A 21,236-nucleotide genomic window follows, 5' to 3' on the forward strand; every position below is an offset into this window, starting at 1 on the left:
TGCGCTTGATCAAGCTCAAAATTAGCGGGCTAATACTGCGTTTTTAAAGGTTTCCCCCAAGCTCTTCTACACTCGCAAGGCCTGTCCGCCCTGCTCCCATCGCCGGAAATCTCCTTACCTGCTCCCGACTTAGCCTCGCTGCTGCGCCCTGTTCGAGGGTGCTGGACCATTTTTCTGCACCCTTCGCTTAGTCGGCAACCGTGCCCATGTTCTCCCACTTTGCCCTCCTACAATTTTCTGCATTGTCTGACTGCATTTCAGCAGTCTTCACCGTCAAGGAGCACAGCGATGCACGGCAAGGTTTATCTGGTCGGAGCGGGACCTGGCGACCCGGAACTTCTTACTCTACGCGCCTTATATCTGCTGCAAAACGCAGAGGCCGTGGTCTACGACCGTCTGGTCAGCCCCGCCATCATGGAATGTATCAACCCCGACGCCACCCTTCACGATGTAGGTAAAGTCGCATCCTGCAAACCCAGCATGCAGGACGACATTAACCACATTCTTTTATGTTTGGCCAGAACGCATCAACACGTGGTCAGGCTCAAAGGTGGCGATCCTTTTATTTTTGGACGTGGGGGCGAGGAACAAGCTTATCTGCACCAATATGGAGTCACGGTAGAGGTCGTTCCGGGCATTACTGCTGCCACAGGCTGTGCCGCTTCTTTGGGGATTCCTTTAACTCATCGCGGGCTAGCCAGCAGCGTGCGCTTTATTACGGGGCACCTACGGGACAACCAAGGCCTGGAGCTAGACTGGGCCTCTCTATCCGACTCTTCCTGTACGCTGGTGTTCTATATGGCCATGGCCAACTGCAGCCAGATCGTCGAATCTTTGATTGAGCACGGACGCAGCCCACACACGCCCATCGCCCTGGCGCAAGATGCGACCCTCAAAAGCCAGCGCTGGGCCTTGGGCACCCTGCAAAAGTTACCGCAGCTGGTGCAGACGTTTAGTCCTCCGGCCTTACTAATCATCGGTCAGGTTGTCCAACTGCATCCTGACTATCCTGAGCCCATCGAATCCAGCCGTGCAGCACTGACACCTGAGCCTTCCTGGGTATTGATGTGAATGGCTTGCATTTTCGGCTCAAAAAAACAGGCACACGGCCTTTAGCTGCGCTGATTCTTGCCCTATTGCCTGCTCTTCTTTTGCCACAAGCACTCGTTGCGGCAGAACACCCGCCCTCCCTTGAACGACAAACAGTTTTAAGGGCACTGCTGCATCAAGAATGTGGCTCTTGCCATGGTTTGTACTTGACTGGTGGGCTGGGGCCCGCTTTGACGCCTGACGCCCTGAAGGGTCAGACCAAAGAACAGATCGCCTTGACGATTATGCAAGGTCGTCCGGGTACCGCCATGCCACCCTGGAATCGGTTTCTACAGCCCACAGAAAGCCAATGGCTGGCCGGCTTTCTTCTCTATGCTTCGGATACTGCCCCATGAAAATACTCATGACTCTTTGCCTAGCCGCGGTCTTAAATGGTTGCGCCAGTACACCACGCGGCACTCACGACTTAGGCCTGATTGTGGAGCGGGCCAGTGGCAGTGTCGCGCTTGTTGAGACCAGCAAGCAAAGTCGCCTTGCGCGTATTGAAGGCTTGGGCGACTTGTCCCATGCTCACATCACTTACTCCCGCGATGGGCGCTACGGTTACGTGTTCGGACGGGATGGTGGTTTAAGCAAAGTGGATCTGCTCAAACAAATTTTGGTACGTCGCATTATTCAATCCGGAAATGCAATTGGCGGCGCTATCTCCCAGGACGGCAAGCTGATTGTGGCGCAGAACTACGAGCCGGGAGGGATCAAGATATTTGATGCAGACACGCTGGATTTAATTAGCGAGGTTCCCGCCTACTACGCAGCCGGCCAAAGAGCCAAGGTAGTAGGTTTGGCCGATTTACCGAACCAACAATTCGCCTATTCCTTGTTCGAGGCAGGTGAGATTTGGCTGACCGATTTATCGGACCCACTCCACCCCAAAACCCAACGTTTTGCCGCAGGTTCTCAACCCTACGATGCCATGGTGACGCCTGATGGCCGTTACTACATCGCGGGGCTCTTTGGCGAGGACGCCTTGGCCATGCTGGACTTATGGAAGCCTGAAGATGGGGTGAAGAAAATCCTGGGTGGCTATGGCCGTGGCGAGGTGGCCCTGCCCGTCTACAAGATGCCTCATCTACGGGGCTGGTCCATGGCGGGCCAAGACTTATTCCTGCCAGCCATTGGACGGCACGAAGTCCTGGTGGCCAGCACCCTAAGCTGGCAAGAAAAAACACGCATCCCCGTTCAGGGACAACCCGTTTTCGTGATGGCCCAACCGGATGGTCGTCAGATCTGGGTGAACTTTGCTTTCCCGGATAACGACAAGGTGCAGGTCATTGATGTTGCCACCCTGCAAGTTATCCAGACTCTGAATGTAGGCAAAGCTGTCCTGCATATGGAGTTCACTCCACGGGGCGAATCAGTCTGGATTTCAGCGCGCGACGACAACCGTGTCAGCGTGTACGACACCCGTCATTTCCAACGCCTGGAGACCTTAGACATTCAGCAACCCAGCGGGATATTTTTTACGAATCGGAGCGGTCGCATTGGTTTCTGATCTTTCCCCTTCTGCATTTCAATTACTCAACGCCTGGCAGCATGGTTTCCCCTTGAGCTCCCGCCCCTTTCGCAAACTTGGCTTGCTTCTGGGGCTTAGCGAACAAACCGTACTGGACTACTTTCGGGCCTGGCAGACCGAAGGGATTATCAGCCGTATCGGTCCTGTCCTGAACCCCGCCTGTATGAGCAGCACCCTGGTGGGAATGCAGGTCCCTGCTTCCGAGATAAATGCTCTTGCCAACTGGATAAGCGCGCTGCCCGCCGTCAACCATAATTACGAGCGCGAACATGCCATCAATTTATGGTTTGTGCTGACGTGTGCGGATGCCGATGAACGGCAGGCAACTCTGAGCCACATCGCCCAACACACCGGCCTGCAACCCATGTGTTTGCCTATGCATCAGGCCTATCACATAGATCTGGGATTCAGTCTGGCTGAACATAATAAAGTCGCCAGCCCCTTGGTAAACAGCCGCAGCCTGCCCACTATCGGTAGCCCGGAGCGAAGGTTGCTGGAGTGCGCCTTGCAGGGTGTAGAGCTACATGCGGAGCCCTTCAAACTCTGGGCAGAACAAACCAAAATGGAAGAGAAACAAGTCCTGCAGCAACTCCAGTTGTTTCTGGATCACGGTATCTTCCGACGCTTTGGCGTGGTCTTACGTCATCGCGCTCTAGGCTATAGCGCCAATGCCATGTGTGTCTGGACTGTCCCAGACAATCGCATCGACAGCTTCGGCGAGCAGTTGGGCAAACAATCCGTCATCACCCTGTGTTATCGACGGCGCCCCCATCCTCCACACTGGCACCACAATCTGTTTTGCATGATTCACGGCAAGGACCGCCTGCAAGTGCTGGCTCAACATGCCGCGCTGAATGCCAGCCTGGGTTTGGATCAGTTCGCTCACGAAGTGCTGTTCTCTACGCGTTGCTTCAAGCAGCGCGGCGCATTACTGGCCTCATCGCAACATGACTGATAAGCAGCCTAGCCAACTTCACGCGCCCATCGATCTGGACCGCATAGATAGCCAAATCATCAATCACTTGCAAGATGGTTTTCCCATCTGCTCCCGGCCTTTTGCCCAACTTGCCCCTGTTTTCTATTTAAGTGAGTCGGAGCTAATTGCTCGTGTGCATCGCTTGCGCCAATCCGGCGTGCTGACCCGGTTCGGGCCTCTGTTTCAAGTAGAGGCCTTAGGGGGGGCTTACTGCCTTGTCGCCATGGCTGTCCCAAACAAACGTTGGGATAGCACCGTTAAAGCAGTGAATCGTCACCCCGAAGTCGCGCATAACTATCAACGTGATCACACGCTGAATATGTGGTTTGTACTTGCTACGGCTCGCCCACAAGGCATTGAACGTTGTCTGGCAGAGATCGAAGCAGAGACAGGTCTACCCGTTTTCGCCTTCCCCAAGGAACGTGAATACGCCCTAAGCCTAAAGCTGGAGCTATGACATGAGCCCTCTAAACCCGGCCCAAGCCGCGCTGATCCGTGCATCACAACAAGGTTTGGCGATAGAGCCGCAGCCTTATCAAAAGATCGCCCACGAGTTGGGCGTGTCAGAAGCCTATGTTCTTGAACAGTTTCAAACCATGTTGTCCCAAGGCCAAATACGACGCATTGCTGCCGTGCCCAATCATTACGCTTTAGGCTATGTCGCCAATGGCATGTGCGTCTGGGACATTGCAGATTCTGCTTTGGAGTCGGTGGGTCCTTGGCTGGGATCACAAGCCGGTGTCAGTCACTGCTACCGTCGCCCTCGACGCTTGCCGGAATGGCCGTACAACCTTTTTGCCATGCTGCATGGTAAAGACCATGAGACGGTACGGGCTCAGGCACAGAACATTAGTGCAGAAATCCAGCAACGCTTTCCTGATGCACTGCGCGATCGTGACATCTTGTTTTCCACGGCCATTCTTAAGAAAACCGGCCTGCGTCTTCGGAGCTCCTAAGCATGTTCCGCATCTCCCGATTCATCTCCGCCCTACACTACCCTATTGCTCCCCTACGCCGCAGCCATGCACCCGTGGTGATTTGGAATCTGATTCGTCGCTGCAATCTGCATTGCAGCCATTGCTACTCCGCCTCCACCGACAAGGACTTTCCGGGCGAGCTGAATGAAGAGCAAGTCTGTACCGTTATGGATGACCTGCATCAGTTTGGAGTACGCGCCCTGATCTTGTCCGGCGGAGAGCCTTTATTACGACCGGATATCTACAACCTAGCCCGACGTGCCAAGGCACTCGGCATGTACGTGGGCCTCTCGTCTAATGGCACCCTGATTACCGAGCAAAACATAGACCAGATCGCTGATTGCGGTTTTGACTACGTAGGCATTTCCCTGGACGGTTTGCAAGCTCGTCACGACCGTATTCGTGGCCAGAAAGGCGCTTATGCGGCCTCCCTACACGGCCTACGCTTATGCCGAGACAAGCAACTGAAAGTGGGTCTGCGCTTTACCTTGACCCAGGAAAATGCGATTGATCTGAATGGTCTTTTAGCCGTGATGGAGCAAGAACAGGTGGACCGTTTTTACCTGTCCCACTTGAACTACGCGGGCAGAGGCTTAAGCAACCGCGCCTTGGCCAGCCATCACGCGGTCACCAGACTCGCAATGGAACAGATTTTCACCGCCTGCATGGCCTACCAGAAAGCGGGGAAACCCAAAGAATTCACCTCGGGCAACAACGATGCGGACGGTGTTTTCTTCCTGCACTGGGTACGCCGCCACTACCCGGAACACGCTCCAAAAATTCTGGCCATGCTACGGCAATGGGGCGGCAACTCCTCAGGTCAAGGAATTGCCAATATTGATAACCGAGGCAATGTCCACCCCGATACGATGTGGTGGCACTACAGTTTAGGGAATGTATTGAAGCGGCCCTTTTCCGAGATCTGGTCCAACGAACAGGAACCTCTACTGAGGGGCTTACGCCAACAACCTAGGCCAGTTCAAGGACGCTGCGCAAGCTGTTCCTACCTGGATGTCTGTAATGGCAATACCCGCACTCGTGCTGAAAAAAGCACGGGTAATGTGTGGGCACAAGATCCAGGCTGCTATCTGACTGAGCATGAAATTCAAGCCTGAGGCTTTGCGCTAAAAGCCCTCCCCCTTCAAGCAAAGGAGGGAGGGGCAAGAAACCCTTGCCCCTCTCTTGTTACTCAACCAAGCCGACCTCTAGCCTGCTCCTCCTCGACAAAAGGGACTTACACCAGCTCGCAACTCAAACCTTCTTGTTGCAGCAGGCTCATCAAAGGCTGTGCGTCCCACGCCGCCTTCCACGCAATCACGATACGCTCCCCCGGAACCCAAGATCGACACAGCGGCTTCCAGAAGTCTGGAGCCAGCAAGGTGTCTAGCAAGACTACGCCCGCCTGGTCCAGGGCCATCAAACGTGCATCACGACGGGCTTTCTCAAGAACAGCAGGCAAGATCAATGGCAAGTACAACACCCAATCCGCTTGATTCAATTTACGCAGGGCTCGAAGGGTCAGTAAGTCCACCGCCTCCAAGTCCGCAATCGGCAAAATGGTGACCTGAATATGCTGCTGGGGTGTCTGGCTCTGCAAAGCAGCCTCGAATGCGGCCAGCGCCTCGGCTTGCTGCCCCTGAGCCAAGAGATCGGGGATAGTGCCATCGAGCAGGTAATCAAAGAAATGGCGACGGGTATGCACGTCAGGAAATGCCTGTTTGATTGCATTACGCTGGCGGGCCAGCAAACCCGCCAAGTCGCCCACCGATTCCGGCAGCTCGCTTTCTATCCACTCGCGGACGCGTCGTGCCAGCACAGGCGCAGACCCTGCTGAAGAAACAGCTACCATCAGGGGCGAGCGGTCAATCATGGCGGGCACCTGAACAGTAGATAACTGCCCGTCATCGACCACATTACAGGGCAAGCGTAAGGCATCGGCAGCCTGAGCCACGATGCGGTTGATCTCGGGCCGTCCGGTTGCCGCAACGACCAGCCAGGCCTCCCGCACATGCTCGGCTGCAAACACGGTAAACAAACTGGTTAAGGCGCCTGCTTGGGCACTGGCTCGCAACCAGGAGGTCTGCTCGGGCGCAACCACCGTTACCAGCGCTCCCGCACGCAACAGCAGCCGAACCTTACGTTCGGCCACGGTACCGCCACCCACCACCGTCACAGCTTTACCGGTCAGATTGAAGAACAAAGGAAACACATTCATTGCACTACATCCTTAAGGCGCCAGTTTGCACTGACGCCCGGTTCATACTTACTTCAAGCTGGAAAAGTAGCCAGCCAGCTCATTCACCATTTCCGGGCTGAGTGGCTCAGCCATGGGGCTCATGATGGGGTCGTTGCGTTCACGGGTCTTGAACTGCTGTAGCTGTTTGACCAGATATTCGACTTTCTGCCCCGCCAGATTGGGATACATGCCTTCTGTGCTGATGCCCTCAATGCCATGGCAGGAAGCACATAAAGGCAACATAGACGAGGCTTGTGTAGACAGTTCAGATTGCCCATGTGTCCCGACCAGACCTGTCGGTTTTTCTGCCGCCCAAGCCGCACTAGAACCCGCTAGGCTGATGAGCGCCACGCTGATAAAAAGCTGTTTCATGACGTTCCTTTGCTTAGAATTTTTGGGTTTCAGGCTGACCAATCGTGAGCCAGCGTGTACGGGCACGCGAGAAGATGCCCGACGGGCTTTCCATCTTGTGCTCGGCCACCAGCTCCAGAGTGCGGCTGTCGTAAATCTTCAGACGATCACCCCAGTAGCCTGAGCTGACGTACAAGTAATCCCCCGTGCGGTTGTAGTTGGGGAAGAAGGCATGACCTCCTACGTCCAAGGTCTTGACGACAGACAGAGTGTTTTTATCGATGAGCTGAATCCAGGCAGCGCGTTTGTCCTTGTCGATAATGTCTACCGCCACATAAGGGGCATTAGGGTGCGCGGCAGGTGACTCTGTGGCCCCGGCAACCGGAATCTGCTTCACCACGGAGAAGTCTTTGGTGTCCCAGGCGGTGACGACGGAACCCAGCTTGCAGGTACCCATATTGGTGCCGAAGGCCAGCATGCGGCCATTCACTTCGGTGACGGCCCCGGAGCCTGCATGAGGCTGGCAACCTGCTGGAATATCACGCATCACCTTGTCGTCCTTCAAGTCGATGGCGACGTATTTGTTGTCATCGTAAGAGGCAACCATAGAGTAGCGACCATCCGGCGTCAGGAAGGTGTCGTGCAACATGCGCCCTACCTTCGCCAGCTTGGTCACAGGCATATCAGGCTTGTCAGGATCAACAATCCAGATCTGTCCGGCCTGTCGCAAGGTTAGCGCGAACTTGTTATTGACCCGGCTGCCAATAATGGGCCCACCCGCGGACTTGATGAAATTGCCATCCGGGTCCTCTCCTTCCAGAGCCAGATACTTGACTGGCTCCAAGGTGTCGGCCTTCAGGATGACCATGCTATTGGGCACAAAGGAGCTGAGTGCCAGCCACTTGCCATCTTTGGAAAGGGCGATGCCAGTACCCGTCAACCCCACCTTGGCCTGCCGCACAATTTGCAGGGTGTAGAGGTCAATCTTGTAGACATGGCCATCATCGCTTTTCAGGTAACCCCATCGCTCCTGGCTGGGACTGAACTCCATGATGTGTGGAGCCCCTACAGTGGCGATTTCGCCCACCTTCTGGTTGTCTTTGCCATTGATGAACACGGCGCGAGCCTGATTGCTGCCATCACCACGACCATAGCGTCCGCGGGCCATGATGACCATCAAATCGTAGACGGAGTCGATCTCGTAATTGGGCTTGCTGGGCAAGGTGGATTCATCCACCAGCACTTTCACGCTGGCACGGATTTCGTCCATGTCCCAGCTACGCTCTGCCACGGGCTCGTTTTTAATCATCTTGGCCAGTGCACGGATGTCCTCGTCGGGCAGGCGCCCCACAAACGGCGGCATCAGGGTGTCCGGAATTCCGGTCATGATGGTGCCACGCAAGGCAATCTCACTTTGAACCAGGCGATCGCTGTGCAAGCCCGGCGCGATATACCCTCCCCGGTCGGCCGCGTGACACACCGCACAGTTCTGCTGAAACAAGTTATCTACCCGCAGTTGCTCGTCCGTCGGGGCAGCCAGAGCGGCGCTGACGGCGGTAGACAGGAAGGCGAGGGTCATCATTTTTCTATACATTCCATTACCTCCAACAATTGCCTTGCTAAAGGGCAAGACCACACAAACTATAACGATTGTTATTTTTCGTTGATAAGGTATGGATGCAGATTAAATAAGGGGAATGGTTTTTTTATATCGCAATTACAGTAAATTAAATACTCTTACAGAGATAAAAACATCCATGACAGAACAGAAGTTGGTAGATCAATAAGTCGGATAAATTTATCACGAACGAATAATCAATTTGACTTAACTCAAGTTAAAACTAGAGTCTGCTGCCTATAGTGGCCCGGCTTGGCTCGCCCTTGATGGTTTTGATTATTTTTCCGGTCCCGCCATGTTCTCTTTACCGATTACGCTTTCACATACCCATAGCCCACCGTACAAACGACAAATTGCGCGTCAAATTGAAACCCTGATCTGTTCGGGACGTTTGCAAGAAGGCAACCGTCTACCCTCCATCAATCGCATGGCTTGCCTATTGCAAGTCTCCAAAAACACGATCATGGGTGCCTATGATTTATTAATTGATTCCAACCTGATTCATAGCGAACCTAACCGTGGCTTTTTTGTCGCCAAGCCCACCCGCAACGGGCGTAGCCGTCTGGCGCCGGATTTTGTCCTGGATGCCGCCCATTGCACGCGTAGCCTGCGCACCAGCACAGCCCAGGCCAGTGGCGTACACATTCCTGCCGCCAGTGTGCCCATTCGCTTTGATTTCAAGATTGGTCGGCCCTCGGCTCATGCGTTTCCACTACGCCAGTTTATTTATCTGTCCAATCAACTGTTGCGCTATGCGGGCTCCGCCATGGCGGACTACCCGCCACCTGAAGGTCTATGGGGTTTGCGTCTGCAAATTGCCGACTATCTGGCTGCCAGCAAGGGCATATTGGCCGACCCGGACCATATCATTATCACTGCGGGCACGCAGGAGTCCCTGAGCCTGATTGCCGCCCACTTTCTGGATGAGAACAGCTGTGCGGTGTATGAGTCTCCCGGCTATAACGGCTTTCGATATTTGCTGGCGCGTCATCGTGCCCAAGGTATTCCGGTGCCCGTGGACCAGCACGGTTTGTGCAGTGATCAATTGCCTGATCAAGCGGTGCAGTTAGCCTTTGTGACGCCCTCCCATCAGTACCCCTTGGGGTACACCCTGTCAGTCGCGCGCAGGCAGGAGCTACTGGCCTGGGCAAGTTCCAGCGGTGCATTGATTATCGAAGACGACTATGACGGGGACTTCTGCTATGGCCCGGCCCTACCCGCACCACTGAAGGCAATGAGTCCCGGGCAGGTGATTTATCTGGGCTCTTTTTCCAAGACCTTGGGCCCCGGTTTACGACTGGGCTATATGGTCTGTCCACCCAAACTTAGCCAGGATTTTATTGCCCGCAAAGCGCTGCTCAACAATGGCTCACCTTGGTTGACTCAAGCGGTGCTAGCCCGTTTTTTTGATGAATACGACTATTCTCGGCATCTGCAATACTTGCGCCGTCGCTATCTGGAGCAGCGCAATACGCTACTGCAGGGTTTAAAGAAAGTATGGGGAAACACGGGTACGATCAGCGGCCAGAATGCCGGTATGCATCTGGCTTTTCGCCTACCTCAACACAGTCCGGACGCGAACCGCGTTGCAGCACGTGCGCTGCAATGTGGCATACGACTCTACCCCCTGGCGCAAGCTGCCAGCCAAGAAGCAGATAGCACGGATGTGCGCTATCTACTTTTTGGCTATGCCAATCTGGAATCCCGGGAGCTACAACAAGCCATGCAGCATCTAGCCCTGATACAGCCGAACCATGACTAGATGGGTGCCCCGCTTAGGACTGGGCCAGCGCCTGATCAAAGTCAGTGGTCAGATCGCTAATCTCTTCGATCCCCACGGAGATACGCAGCTGATTATCGGAAATACCCATCAGGGCGCGCTGCTGGGCCCCCATCTCGTGGTAGATGGTATGAGCAACGGGCAATACCAGGCTGCGGTTATCACCTAGGTGCGTGGCCAATATAAAGACCTTCAGGCGATTAAGAAAATCAAAGATCTCAATACCCTCTTCCAGGACGACGCTCATCAGGCCACCAAAACGCTGGCCAAACAACTGAGCTGTTCGTTCGTGTTGAGGGTGATCTTCCAGACCGGGGTACTGCACCCGTTTTACCTTGGGATGGGCTTGCAGATGACGCGCCAACGCCAAGGCATTGGAACAGATACGCTCCATGCGCAAAGGCAAGGTTTCCGAACCCACGGCCAGACGGTGAGCCACGTCAGAAGACAAGGTACCGCCCATATCTCGCAGGCCCTTTTTACGGATCTGCACCAGCCCCCAATTTTGCGTATTACCGTTGCGGTAGACCTCGGCAATATTGGGGTAGGTACTCCAGTCAAACAGACCGGTATCAGTGACCATGCCGCCCAGAGCATTGCCGTGACCGCCAATATGTTTGGACAGGGAGTTCACCACCAGAGAGGCTTTGAATTCACGACCAGGGGACAAGTAAGGCGAAGACAAGGTGGCATCAACCACATACAGCAAACCCACGTCCTGACACCACTGCCCCACCCCGTTCAGGTCGGCCACTTGGGTACCTGGATTAGCAATGGTTTCAACAAAAACCATGCGGGTATTGGGCTGGCGTGCCGCCTGCACATCGGCCAGATCCGTCGCATCGACCAGCGTGGTCTGAACACCCAGATCGCGCAAGGTACCCAGCAGGCTATTAGTATTGCCAAACAAATACTTACTGGCAATCAGGTGATCGCCCTGGCGCAGCAAGGTAAACAAGGTTGCCGTCAGTGCCGCCATTCCGGTCGCGAAACTGACACTGCCTACACCTTTTTCCATACGCGTGATCTTGGCCTCCAGCGCCGCCGTGGTGGGCGTGCCCTGTCGGGAATAGGTAAAGCCGGCCTTGCCTTGAAAGACCGCAGCCAGCTCACGCGCATCCTGGAAACCAAACTCGGTCGATGGGTGCAGAGGCTGATGAATAGCGCCATGCTGCGTGCCCAAGCGACGGTCAGAGTGCAAGGTAGAGGTAATAAAGCCGTTTTCGTCCATGATCGTTTCAAAGCCCATGTTGCGTGTCTACACCGTCAGCGCTGATCGGGTTTTGCCCGGCCGACGGCCAATTAACTATTATCTGGTGAAGCGGCGGTTGAAATCCGCCGTTTTTTATACAAATAAGTAATTAAGTAAGTAACAAGACTTAAAGGGAATTAAGGCTGGCTACGCTGACGCAGGGTTTCGTACAGACAAACAGCGCTGGCAACACTGACGTTCAGGCTTTCTACGGCACCCATCATAGGAATGGATACCAGCTCATCGCAGGTCTCGCGGGTCAAGCGGCGCATGCCCTCGCCCTCGGCACCCATCACCCAGGCCATGGGACGGCGTGCATCCACCTGATGGAAGGTGTGCGTAGCCTGATCACTGGTACCCACCAGCCAGACATCGCGCTCGCGCAGCAGGCGCATGGTACGGGCCAGATTGGTCACCGTAATATAAGGCGTGGATTCAGCACCACCACTGGCGACACGGGAGACCGTGGCATTCAAACCCACAGCGCGATCGCGTGGCGCAATCACGGCGTGTGCTCCGGCCGCATTAGCACTACGCAAACAAGCGCCCAGATTATGCGGGTCCGTTACACCGTCCAGAATCAGCAGGAAAGGAACCTGACCGGCCTCTTCCAGATCATCCAGCAATTCATTTACATCCACCGCCAGCTCTTGCTCCAGCGCCAGTGCCACGACCCCTTGATGACGGGTACCCTTGGCCAAGCCTTCCAGACGCTCGACTGGAACGGCCATGACTTTCAAACCGGCCTGCTCTACCTGTTCGATAAAGGCCAGCATCCGTTTGTCGCGCCGGGTCTGATCCACATAAACTTCGCGCACCGAAGCAGCGCTGTAACGAACTCGGGCAATAACGGCATGAAAACCAGCCAAAACCTGCTGAGGCATAACAATCCTTGGGGGAAATAAGAGCAAATAAAGAAAGCCGGGCAAAAAGCCCGGCTTGGCATTGTACGCCTATCGGCGTCGCCCTCGAGGGCTGCGTGTGGACTTGGCAGGCTTGGCCGCCTTTTCCGCGCTGCGTTTCTCGTCCCGCTCGGCCTGCTTTTGAGAAGCACGTCGTTGGGACGCTGTCGTTCCTTTCAAAGCCAACGGTTTGGTCGAAGCCGCTTTTTTAATAGGACGCTCAGAGGGTTCAGAGGCTTCAGCCGCCGCCTTCACCGCTTTGTAGCCGACACCCTTAACCAAGCGAAACTCGATACGACGCGCTTCCAGATCAACGCGTGCCACCTGAACCTGGACCGCATCGGTCAAGCGATAACGCAGACCGGTACGTTCGCCACGCAGTTCGTTCGTGGTTTCGTTGTACTGGAAATAATCCGCACCCAGCTCGGAGACATGAACCAGACCTTCTACATACAAGGTATCCAGAGTCACGAACAGGCCAAAGCTGGTGACGCCGCTCACCTTGCCGGAGTATTCCTCGCCCACATGCTCTTTGACGAACCAGCACTTGAGCCAGGCTTCCACATCTTTGGAGGCTTCGTCTGCACGGCGCTCGCGTGACGAGAGCAAGGCACCCAATTTTTCCCAACGCGCAAAATCGCGTTTGCTCGCTGGCAAGGCGGCATCACCCGGATCTTCATCAATCGCAGGAATGTAGCGCTGGCCCTTCAAAATACCTTTGATGACGCGGTGGACCAGCAAATCTGGGTAACGGCGAATTGGTGAGGTGAAATGGGCGTACTGCGAATAAGCCAAACCAAAGTGACCCGTTTTTTCCGGACTGTAAATGGCCTGCTGCATGGAGCGCAGACACATAGTCTGAATCACGGCAAAGTCAGAGCGGCCACGCGCGGCAGCCACCACTTTGGCGTAGTCGGCCGACGTAGGCTCTTCGCCCCCTTCCAGCGTCAAGCCCAGACCGCGCAAGTACTCGCGTAAGGCTTCCAGTTTGGGTGGGGTTGGGCCTTCATGCACGCGGTACAAACCATTGCGACGGCTGCGTGCAATAAAGTCTGCGGCGCATGTGTTGGCGGCCAACATACATTCTTCAATCAGCTTGTGCGCATCGTTGCGAATCAAAGGTTCGATGCGCTCGATACGACCCAAGGGATTGCAGACGATCTTGGTTTCGACCGTATCGAAATCAATTGCACCACGAGCGGTACGGCGTTCTGCCAGTAAGCGATACAAGGAATACAGGTTCTGCACTGGTTCCAGAACATGCTGAATCTGCGTGGCGGCGGGGCCATTAGGCTGCTGCAAAGCGCTCCAGATATCGGAATACGTGGTGCGCGCGTGGGAGTGGATAACCGCTTCGTAGAACTGATACGCCGACACGGTACCGGACTTGGCACCATCGGCTAGCACGACCATATCGCACACCATAACCAGACGGTCGACCGACGGGTTCAAGGAGCAGATCCCGTTGGACAGGCTTTCGGGCAGCATGGGAATCACGCGGCGTGGGAAATACACGCTGGTACCACGCTCCAGGGCGTCTTCGTCCAGCGCATCGCCGGAACGTACGTAATGGCTGACGTCGGCAATCGCAACCAGCAGGCGCCAGGCCCAGCGAGGACGTTTACCTGCACCGATATCTACGCGCTCACAATAAACCGCATCATCAAAGTCGCGTGCGTCTTCACCGTCAATGGTGATGAACGGCACATCGCGCAAATCGACACGGCCTTTGTATTCAGTGGGTTTTACCTTGGCGGGAATGCGGGCAGCCTGTTTAAGGGCTTTTTCGGAGAAATCGACCGGCACTTCAAACTTGCGCACGGCAATCTCGATTTCCATTCCGGGATCATCAATCTCGCCCAGCACTTCCACCACGCGGCCCAAAGGCTGGCGGTGACGCTCGGGTTGCTGAGTAATCTCTACCGTGACAACTTGGCCTGGCTCGGCCTCGCCCTGCTCCCCACTAGGAATCAGGATGTCGTGCTTGATGCGCTGATCTTCAGGCACCACGATAAAGGTGCCACGCTCGCGCAAGAAGCGGCCTACCAACTTGCTGGTATGGCGCGCAGTAACTTCCACAATTGAGGCATCGGGCTTGCCGCGGTACTCGCCGACGATACGCACCATAACGTGGTCGCCGTGCAACACTTTGGCCATCTCTCGTGGCGACAAGAACAGATCAGGCTGCCCATCATCACGCTGCAAGAAGCCGAAACCGTCGCGATGGCCCAACACTTTGCCCGCGATAAAACCAGTTTGCTTATTTTTCCGGATCTTGCCTTCGGGGGAAATCAGCAGCTGACCATCACGCTCCATCGCGCGCACACGCCGCTCAAAACCCACCGTAATTTCTTCACCCAGACCCAGACTATCCGCCAGAGCCTGTAAGGTCAGGCCGTCTGCATCATCGCTCAGCCCCGCCAGGATCACTTCCCGCGTTGGGGTTTCCGGGTCGAAGTCAGGCGGCAATTCATAACGGCCCGTTGATTGAATACGGTCCTCAGTTCTGTCTTGATGTTTTTTATTCAAAAGGACACTTCCATTATTAATAAAGTATGCCTATAATCCTTTTTCTTTGCTGCTCGCGCAGTAAAGACGTTGCAGGCTTTTGGCACAACCATAAGCATACAACGATTGCCCAGGTGGCGGAATTGGTAGACGCGCATGGTTCAGGTCCATGTGCCTTCGGGTGTGGAGGTTCGAGTCCTCTTCTGGGCACCAAAAATTCCGAAAGGTCGATCATCGCAAGATGGTCGGCCTTTTTTGTTTTGCTGCCCAGCACAGTGTGCATACCCTACGTTAACAGCGAGTCGCCCTGCCCGGTGCAGATGATACAAGCTCATACGACCCCACTCTTTTGTGCACACAGTCCTATTCCATGCAAAGGATTACCACGGAATGATCGGCTGCTTTCTTTACAAGCCTGTGAAAAAAAACTGAAATAAAAAAGTGACGCGGGGATAAAAGCACCTAAGCAGTGTGACTATAAAAATAGACCTTGATATCACTGCCTTTTTAAAAGATGCAGCCATAAAAAAAACCGACTGTATCCACACAATCGGTTTCAGGTTTAAGAGTTTGCTGGGCTTAACCGCCGCAGCCTCCGCAACATGCGCCATCCTCGCCGTGTGCAGGTTTGGCAATTTGATAGCCTGCCCGCTCAACCGCCGCATGCAGATCTTCCAGTGACACCTGAGTTTCATCAAAACGCACCGAAGCCTTCGCATTTTCAAACGAAGCATCGGCTGCTTGCACGCCCTCCAACGCCGCCAAGGCGATGGCCACTTTATCGGCACACTCAGGATGTTGCAGACCCGCCAGTTTCAGCATTCCAACTTGCATTTTTCGTCCCTTTGACATGAGGTGAGGCAGTTGATGAAATAGCCACCGCCCATAAAGATATATATTAAATAGATCTTATTGATACGGCAAGCGATAGGACGTCACCATAGAAAAAGCCTGAGTCTTGAGAAACCGTGTCAGGCCCAGACTTAAGCAGCGCCATCAAGGCCACCACCACAATCAGGGCCGTCTGTGTCGCCACTGCGTTCAACCACATAAAGAAGGGAAAAATCACAATGGCATACACCGTAGCGGCAAACAGCATGATCTTGATCCGGCTACACTGACCAGCCATATATCCGACCACCGGGGTGGCCACAAAGGTCCGGATGTTTTTAGGGGAGTGCGGCACCCCAATGGTGGGCAATCCCGGCATGTCGGCAAAAATATCGTTAGGCACGGTCCCCGCCAGGTTGGGAATCAGTGCGATTTTCTGCGGCGTCACTTTGCGAATAGCGTCTTTGACGACCCCGACCCAGGGACTACTCAAGTCCAGCCTGGTGGCAGGAGTAATGCAGTCCATAACAATGCGCAAATCACAAAAGGCTTTGGCACGAGGCGGCACTGCATTCACTGGTTTTTGCGGATTACCCGCGCCCAGTGCCAAGATTTCCAAGGTATTCCAGCCAAACAAACGTTCGCCATAACTCAGACCCGACTCACTCCCATGCTCGCTCAAGGCTTGGCCCAAGATGTACTGACCAATGCCCAGGTCGGCAATAACGGCACGTACGCCGACTGAACCGCGCTCCTCTCCAGTCTCAAGAATCGTTGTCAGCTTGAAACCCAAACGGCCTTGCCGTGCCTGAATGACATGCTCCAAGGCAGCCAGATTAATGCTGTGCTGGCCTTTGTTATCCACCGCTCCACGCCCATACCAGCCCTCGCCCTCTACGGTTAAGGACCAGGGCGACAAGTCATCCCGCCATTGATGATCGTGCCCAGCCAGGACATCACCATGCCCATAGGTCAGGACGGTAGGCACATCGTCCGACTCATGACGATAGGCAAGCAGAATGGGGCCCGCGCCTTGGGGGCTTCAATCAGCCACCGAAGCAGTCGAGACAATGGCCTGAAAACCATACCTGCACTTGATCCACGACTGGATAGGGATATGCAGGTTTTGATTATGGCCAAACGCGTCTTATCAATGAGTGTGAGCCATTTTTTAGAGGCTTTGATTCAGGACCTTAAGCAGGTTTAATAGCTTGTAGCCTAGCATTGAACTGCCTGACACAGGCGGGCAGACGCTTGCTAGAGCATGGCTCAGCCAGAAAAACCGGGCTTTTTTCTGAGAGCAGAAAACAAAAAAGGCCGATCATTTTTCAATGATCGGCCTTTCGGAACTTTGGTGCCCAGAAGAGGACTCGGTCACATCAACGCGACCCCGGTCGGGCTTGCATGCCCGACCTTTCTCGTCCCCACGCCAGGTGCTCAAGCACCTGACTTTCTGGGTGCATAAAGCAAAAAACCGACCATCTTACGATGATCGGTTTTCTGAGGAATTTTGGTGCCCAGAAGAGGACTCGAACCTCCACACCCGAAGGCACATGGACCTGAACCATGCGCGTCTACCAATTCCGCCACCTGGGCTCTGAATGCTTGGCTTATTTAAAAAACATGCCTGTGCAAGACAGAAGATAACTATAGCACGATTCCCTAAAAGCACAAACTATTTTTGATCTGCATTATGCCTGCCAGAAATAAGGAGGCCCCTTGCACTTCAGAGGAATCGCTTTTATGCTTATTGCTATATCAAGAGTTGGGGAAACCCATGCCAACCTGTGTACCCGCACAAGGTGGATTCAAGATATGGCCATCTGGCAACTCAACGGGATTGTTATTACTCACCCGCTGCCAGCGGGTTTTTTTATGGCTGCCCCAGTGGGTATCCAAAGGGTCTTTTAATCCAACTTGCTCACCCGGAATTGCTTCCAAGAGCTAAACAGGAGTGTTTTATGTCTGCGCCGTTTTACTACCACCTGACGCTGGAACAACATAGCTACCGCATTGTTCTGCGACCCGGTTGCTCTCGGCTGGTTGTGGTGTGTGAGCTGCATGCCGATACGGTCGGTGATTACGAACCGCGCTGGTTAGGTTCCAGTTGCCGGGGTGGTTACTGGACCCGGTTCCAACACGATATAGACAGCACCTTGCTGCTGAATATGGACGCCATTGCGCGCCTGATTGACCAGCATCGCCTGGCTCATCCAAACTCGACCCTGGATACGGACTTGCAGCCCGTCCTGAAAGTAGGTGGACGTCTGCGCGCCCAGCCCTACCCTCAGCAACAAGCTGCTTAGTCCAGGCGCGGCGCTTCTTCGCCCTGATCGCCCTGACGCCAGTAGCTGCTGGCCCGGATAGATCCTTTATCCAAGCCTCGTTCCTGTGTCCAGTATTCACGCAGGCTTTGGGCAATAGCGTATTCAGCCGCGACCCACACGTAACCGGTACCGGTCAATTCCGGCGCCGCACGCAGCGCATCGAGTACGCCATCCACACCGGCCAAGGAAGGAATCCAGTTCACGGTCACATGATCCGGCGTTTCCATCGTGCCGACTGTTAATAGACTGCGCGCCAGGACATACACCTGCACCTTAACGGTGGCGGGCAGTTCATGTACGCGTCGTGCCATGGCGGGGACGGCGGTTTCATCGCCAATCAGGATTTGCCAGTCTAGATCTTTGCTGACCAAGAAAGAACCGCGCGGACCGGCTACGCCCAGCTTGTCGCCTTCTTTGGCGTGCAGGGCCCATTGACATGCAGGACCCTCACCGTGGACCACGAAATCAATATCCATTTCTTGTTCCTGCTCTCGGAACTCGCGTGGGGTGTAATCACGAATGGGGGGCTTTTCCTGGCCGGCGGCAAAGACCATGCCACGCTCGCCCATTTGGGGCAGACGCAATTCTTTAGTGGCCGGATCGGGGAAGATCAATTTGACGTGGTCATCAAAACCGGGCGTGTAAAACCCGTCCAGATCTGAGCCTGCCAGAGTGATGCGTACCATATCAGGGCCCAATTGACGCCGCTTCGTGACGGTCAGCAAACGCAATTTCAGGGTATGAGCAACTTTCTGCGTTAATTGTTCAGACTGCATTCTTAAGACTCCTTGGGCAAATTTCGTATCTGGTCGATGGCATTTTGCAAGATCGCCACCACCTCAGCCTGACGTTCCAGGCTGGCTGTTGATTGTTCAAACATGGCCTGCTTCAGGCTATGACGTATCTGGACAAACTCCGGCAACCAACCGGTTTGTTCTTGCGCCGCTTTCAAATCTTCGTCGCTATTATGTTCGGCCAGCATCTGCCGTATCCACACCAGCTTGCGCCCACGGTAAGTCAGGGACTGCAAGAGGTAATCGCATTTTTCTTGCTGGCTTTCCAGATATTTGCGACCTTCGTCCGTCAGGCTGTACATCTTGCGACGGCCTTCTTCTTCGATCAGCACCCAACCTTGCGTTGCGCAATACGCCAAGGCCGGATAGACCGCGCCCGCACTGGGCACATAACTGTTCTGGCTGATCTGCGCAAAACGGCGGATCAGGTGGTAACCGTGAGTACTGCCCTCTTGGAGCAGAACCATCAGCATGAGCTGCATGGCTCGGGCGGAGTACTTCCGACCCTGGCCCATATCCAGCAACATACGCTCGACATCCATTGTGTTGAATTTCATGTTCATACTCTTATGCTATATCACACGATACATTCTAATGATAATGAGAACGCCAATCAACTAGAAATTAAAATTAAATGGAATGGTGGATAATTCTTGCGTTACGGGGAAATTTCACTCTATAATTGAATGCTTGAGACGGGTAGCAACCTGATCCTCAAAAAGCCCAGGTGGCGGAATTGGTAGACGCGCATGGTTCAGGTCCATGTGCCTTCGGGTGTGGAGGTTCGAGTCCTCTTCTGGGCACCAAAATTCCTCAGAAAACCGATCATCGCAAGATGGTCGGTTTTTTGTTTTGCGCCTTAAAAGCAAGATAGAAAAGCCTGAACAGCGTTAACGCTGTTCAGGCTTCTTCAAAACTGACCTTTGCGCTGGCTAGAAAAACCTATAACAAGCGCCTTCAGTACTACCCTGCCCTTGCCACCCTCAATCCAGCGCACGGTGACGTCGCTGCCAGAAAGGCTGAGCCTGATAGCGTTGCTCCATACCATACAAGGCATGCTGCGAATTCAAGTGGCGTACCAGACCCAGCAGATAGTCTTTTTCATAACTACGAGCTGGCTCCGGATTACCTTGAATCAAGGCCAGCGCCGCCTGGGCCGCTTGTGACCCGCTCCACAAGGCTGTTGCCACACCATTTGCCGCCAATGGATCCATAGCCGCACCGGCGTCACCCGCACGCAAAATACGACCTTCCACAAAATAAGACACGATGCAGCTCGCCGCTGCGCTCACTTTGGGGGTGTTAGCCGCCATTTTGCTATCCAGACCCAGGCTTTCCATGCGCACCCGCGCCGCATCAGCACAAGCTAGTAAACCAGCCCACACAGCACCATCACGACTCAAGCCATCGGGCAAAAGATCCGAATCCGAGAACAAGGCCACCATCAAACGGTGACCCGGCATCGGTGACAAATACCACCACCCCAATTCCACGGCCTCAACTAAGGATGCCGCCAAGGGCTCGGCCTCTTCTGGCAAATCAAACACCTGCCAAGCAGCTACTAGCCTGTCTACACGACGGCGTTCGGCAGCAGCGCCGGCTGACAAGGCGGCACGGCCGGTACAGTCAATCAACGCACTGCTTTCCAAGCGGCTGCCATCCGCCAGCTGCGCAACCACACCTTCCGGCTGATGCTCCAGGCTCAACACGCGTGTCTGGCGAATAGTGACTGTCTTTTCTTTTTGAACGCGTTCAAGCAAGGCTTGCTCCAAGCGCGCCTTGTCTAATAAATAGCCTTGCCCATCCTCGTCCTGTACGGTGCGCAAGCCTGCGCCACCCCATACGGAAAAACGTCCCTGCGAGCGCAAGGCTACCGTCTCATCCAGACAGCTGGCCCAGCCCAGGCTGGTCAAGACCTGCGCCCCACGCTCGGACAAGGTCTCACCAAAAGAGGGCTGAATCTCCTGCGGAGCTACCAAGCTTACTTCTTGCCCTTGCATACCCAGGCGACGCGCCGCCGCTAAACCCGCCACACCGGCGCCCACAACAATAATCATGCCT

19 protein-coding genes, 3 tRNA genes, 1 pseudogene and 1 riboswitch are annotated in these 21,236 nt (G+C 54.6%); of the genes and pseudogenes, 11 read left to right on the forward strand and 12 right to left on the reverse strand.

Annotated elements, in window-relative coordinates:
• Positions 1-288 precede the first annotated feature (288 nt).
• The 7 genes from cobA to nirJ are packed head-to-tail and all read left to right on the forward strand — an operon-like array spanning position 289 to position 5,691.
• Positions 289-1,071, forward strand: a complete 783-nt coding sequence (cobA, locus tag IE156_RS01910) for a uroporphyrinogen-III C-methyltransferase (protein WP_189390792.1) — start codon at positions 289-291, stop codon at positions 1,069-1,071.
• Entirely contained in the window at positions 1,068-1,445 is a 378-nt protein-coding gene (locus IE156_RS18515; RefSeq protein ID WP_308430465.1) for a c-type cytochrome, read from the forward strand. Before cobA ends, IE156_RS18515 begins: the two co-directional genes overlap by 4 nt.
• Positions 1,442-2,602, forward strand: a complete 1,161-nt coding sequence (locus IE156_RS01920) for a cytochrome D1 domain-containing protein (RefSeq protein ID WP_189390794.1) — start codon at positions 1,442-1,444, stop codon at positions 2,600-2,602. Before IE156_RS18515 ends, IE156_RS01920 begins: the two co-directional genes overlap by 4 nt.
• Entirely contained in the window at positions 2,592-3,578 is a 987-nt protein-coding gene (ahbB, locus tag IE156_RS01925; RefSeq protein WP_189390795.1) for a siroheme decarboxylase subunit beta, read from the forward strand. Before IE156_RS01920 ends, ahbB (IE156_RS01925) begins: the two co-directional genes overlap by 11 nt.
• Entirely contained in the window at positions 3,571-4,056 is a 486-nt protein-coding gene (locus tag IE156_RS01930) for an Lrp/AsnC family transcriptional regulator (RefSeq protein ID WP_189390796.1), read from the forward strand. The genes ahbB (IE156_RS01925) and IE156_RS01930 overlap by 8 nt, the downstream gene beginning before the upstream one ends.
• A gap of 1 nt (position 4,057) precedes the next feature.
• Positions 4,058-4,555 carry a siroheme decarboxylase subunit beta gene (gene ahbB / locus IE156_RS01935; protein ID WP_189390797.1) on the forward strand — a complete coding sequence of 166 codons (498 nt, stop codon included), beginning with the start codon at positions 4,058-4,060 and terminating at the stop codon, positions 4,553-4,555.
• A 2-nt stretch (positions 4,556-4,557) separates the two neighbouring features.
• A complete protein-coding gene (nirJ, locus tag IE156_RS01940; protein ID WP_189390798.1) occupies positions 4,558-5,691 on the forward strand; it encodes a heme d1 biosynthesis radical SAM protein NirJ in 1,134 nt (377 codons plus the stop codon).
• 119 nt (positions 5,692-5,810) lie between these two features.
• Here the strand turns inward: nirJ and IE156_RS01945 are convergent, their stop codons facing one another.
• The 3 genes from IE156_RS01945 to IE156_RS01955 are packed head-to-tail and all read right to left on the reverse strand — an operon-like array spanning position 5,811 to position 8,745.
• Positions 5,811-6,791 (reverse strand): precorrin-2 dehydrogenase/sirohydrochlorin ferrochelatase family protein, encoded by a 981-nt coding sequence (locus tag IE156_RS01945; RefSeq protein WP_189390799.1) that lies wholly within the window; start codon positions 6,789-6,791, stop codon positions 5,811-5,813.
• A 48-nt stretch (positions 6,792-6,839) separates the two neighbouring features.
• On the reverse strand, positions 6,840-7,184 hold the full coding sequence (locus IE156_RS01950) for a c-type cytochrome (protein WP_189390800.1): 345 nt from the start codon (positions 7,182-7,184) through the stop codon (positions 6,840-6,842).
• 13 nt (positions 7,185-7,197) lie between these two features.
• Positions 7,198-8,745: a nitrite reductase gene (locus IE156_RS01955; RefSeq protein ID WP_189390801.1), complete on the reverse strand. Its 1,548-nt coding sequence runs from the start codon at positions 8,743-8,745 to the stop codon at positions 7,198-7,200.
• A 331-nt stretch (positions 8,746-9,076) separates the two neighbouring features.
• Between IE156_RS01955 and pdxR the strand changes: the two genes are divergently transcribed.
• The gene (pdxR, locus tag IE156_RS01960) at positions 9,077-10,543 is read left to right on the forward strand and encodes a MocR-like pyridoxine biosynthesis transcription factor PdxR (protein WP_189390802.1); all 1,467 of its coding nucleotides are present in this window, start codon (positions 9,077-9,079) and stop codon (positions 10,541-10,543) included.
• A 13-nt stretch (positions 10,544-10,556) separates the two neighbouring features.
• Here pdxR and IE156_RS01965 read toward each other — a convergent pair whose 3' ends face one another.
• The 3 genes from IE156_RS01965 to rnr form a co-directional block, all read right to left on the reverse strand.
• Positions 10,557-11,792 carry a cystathionine gamma-synthase family protein gene (locus IE156_RS01965; RefSeq protein ID WP_189391377.1) on the reverse strand — a complete coding sequence of 412 codons (1,236 nt, stop codon included), beginning with the start codon at positions 11,790-11,792 and terminating at the stop codon, positions 10,557-10,559.
• A gap of 158 nt (positions 11,793-11,950) precedes the next feature.
• Entirely contained in the window at positions 11,951-12,697 is a 747-nt protein-coding gene (rlmB, locus tag IE156_RS01970) for a 23S rRNA (guanosine(2251)-2'-O)-methyltransferase RlmB (RefSeq protein WP_189390803.1), read from the reverse strand.
• Between the two features lie 69 nt (positions 12,698-12,766).
• Positions 12,767-15,244: a ribonuclease R gene (rnr, locus tag IE156_RS01975; RefSeq protein WP_189390804.1), complete on the reverse strand. Its 2,478-nt coding sequence runs from the start codon at positions 15,242-15,244 to the stop codon at positions 12,767-12,769.
• 107 nt (positions 15,245-15,351) lie between these two features.
• On the opposite strand from rnr, the gene IE156_RS01980 reads away from it, so the two are divergent.
• Positions 15,352-15,436: transfer RNA gene (locus tag IE156_RS01980), tRNA-Leu, on the forward strand.
• 366 nt (positions 15,437-15,802) lie between these two features.
• Here the strand turns inward: IE156_RS01980 and IE156_RS01985 are convergent.
• The 3 genes and pseudogenes from IE156_RS01985 to IE156_RS01995 form a co-directional block, all read right to left on the reverse strand.
• A complete protein-coding gene (locus tag IE156_RS01985) occupies positions 15,803-16,057 on the reverse strand; it encodes a heavy-metal-associated domain-containing protein (protein WP_189390805.1) in 255 nt (84 codons plus the stop codon).
• A gap of 64 nt (positions 16,058-16,121) precedes the next feature.
• A pseudogene (locus IE156_RS01990) lies at positions 16,122-17,087 on the reverse strand (M20/M25/M40 family metallo-hydrolase); the annotation flags it as partial.
• 478 nt (positions 17,088-17,565) lie between these two features.
• Positions 17,566-17,650: transfer RNA gene (locus IE156_RS01995), tRNA-Leu, on the reverse strand.
• Between the two features lie 154 nt (positions 17,651-17,804).
• Positions 17,805-17,898, forward strand: a riboswitch (SAM-I-IV-variant riboswitch).
• Positions 17,899-18,015: 117 nt separating this feature from the next.
• Between IE156_RS01995 and IE156_RS02000 the strand changes: the two genes are divergently transcribed.
• Positions 18,016-18,360, forward strand: a complete 345-nt coding sequence (locus tag IE156_RS02000; protein WP_189390806.1) for a hypothetical protein — start codon at positions 18,016-18,018, stop codon at positions 18,358-18,360.
• Here IE156_RS02000 and IE156_RS02005 read toward each other — a convergent pair.
• Both IE156_RS02005 and IE156_RS02010 read right to left on the reverse strand, forming a co-directional pair.
• The gene (locus tag IE156_RS02005; protein WP_189390807.1) at positions 18,357-19,157 is read right to left on the reverse strand and encodes a siderophore-interacting protein; all 801 of its coding nucleotides are present in this window, start codon (positions 19,155-19,157) and stop codon (positions 18,357-18,359) included. The two genes, IE156_RS02000 and IE156_RS02005, sit on opposite strands and share 4 nt — an antisense overlap.
• A gap of 2 nt (positions 19,158-19,159) precedes the next feature.
• Positions 19,160-19,732 carry a PadR family transcriptional regulator gene (locus tag IE156_RS02010; protein WP_229840898.1) on the reverse strand — a complete coding sequence of 191 codons (573 nt, stop codon included), beginning with the start codon at positions 19,730-19,732 and terminating at the stop codon, positions 19,160-19,162.
• Positions 19,733-19,896: 164 nt separating this feature from the next.
• On the opposite strand from IE156_RS02010, the gene IE156_RS02015 reads away from it, so the two are divergent.
• A tRNA-Leu gene (locus tag IE156_RS02015) sits at positions 19,897-19,981 on the forward strand.
• Between the two features lie 177 nt (positions 19,982-20,158).
• Here the strand turns inward: IE156_RS02015 and IE156_RS02020 are convergent.
• Positions 20,159-21,232, reverse strand: coding sequence for an NAD(P)/FAD-dependent oxidoreductase (locus tag IE156_RS02020; RefSeq protein ID WP_189390809.1), 1,074 nt, complete (start codon positions 21,230-21,232; stop codon positions 20,159-20,161).
• Positions 21,233-21,236 lie beyond the last annotated feature (4 nt).

It is taken from the genome of Alcaligenes pakistanensis (assembly GCF_014652815.1).
Lineage (GTDB): Bacteria > Pseudomonadota > Gammaproteobacteria > Burkholderiales > Burkholderiaceae_B > Alcaligenes > Alcaligenes pakistanensis.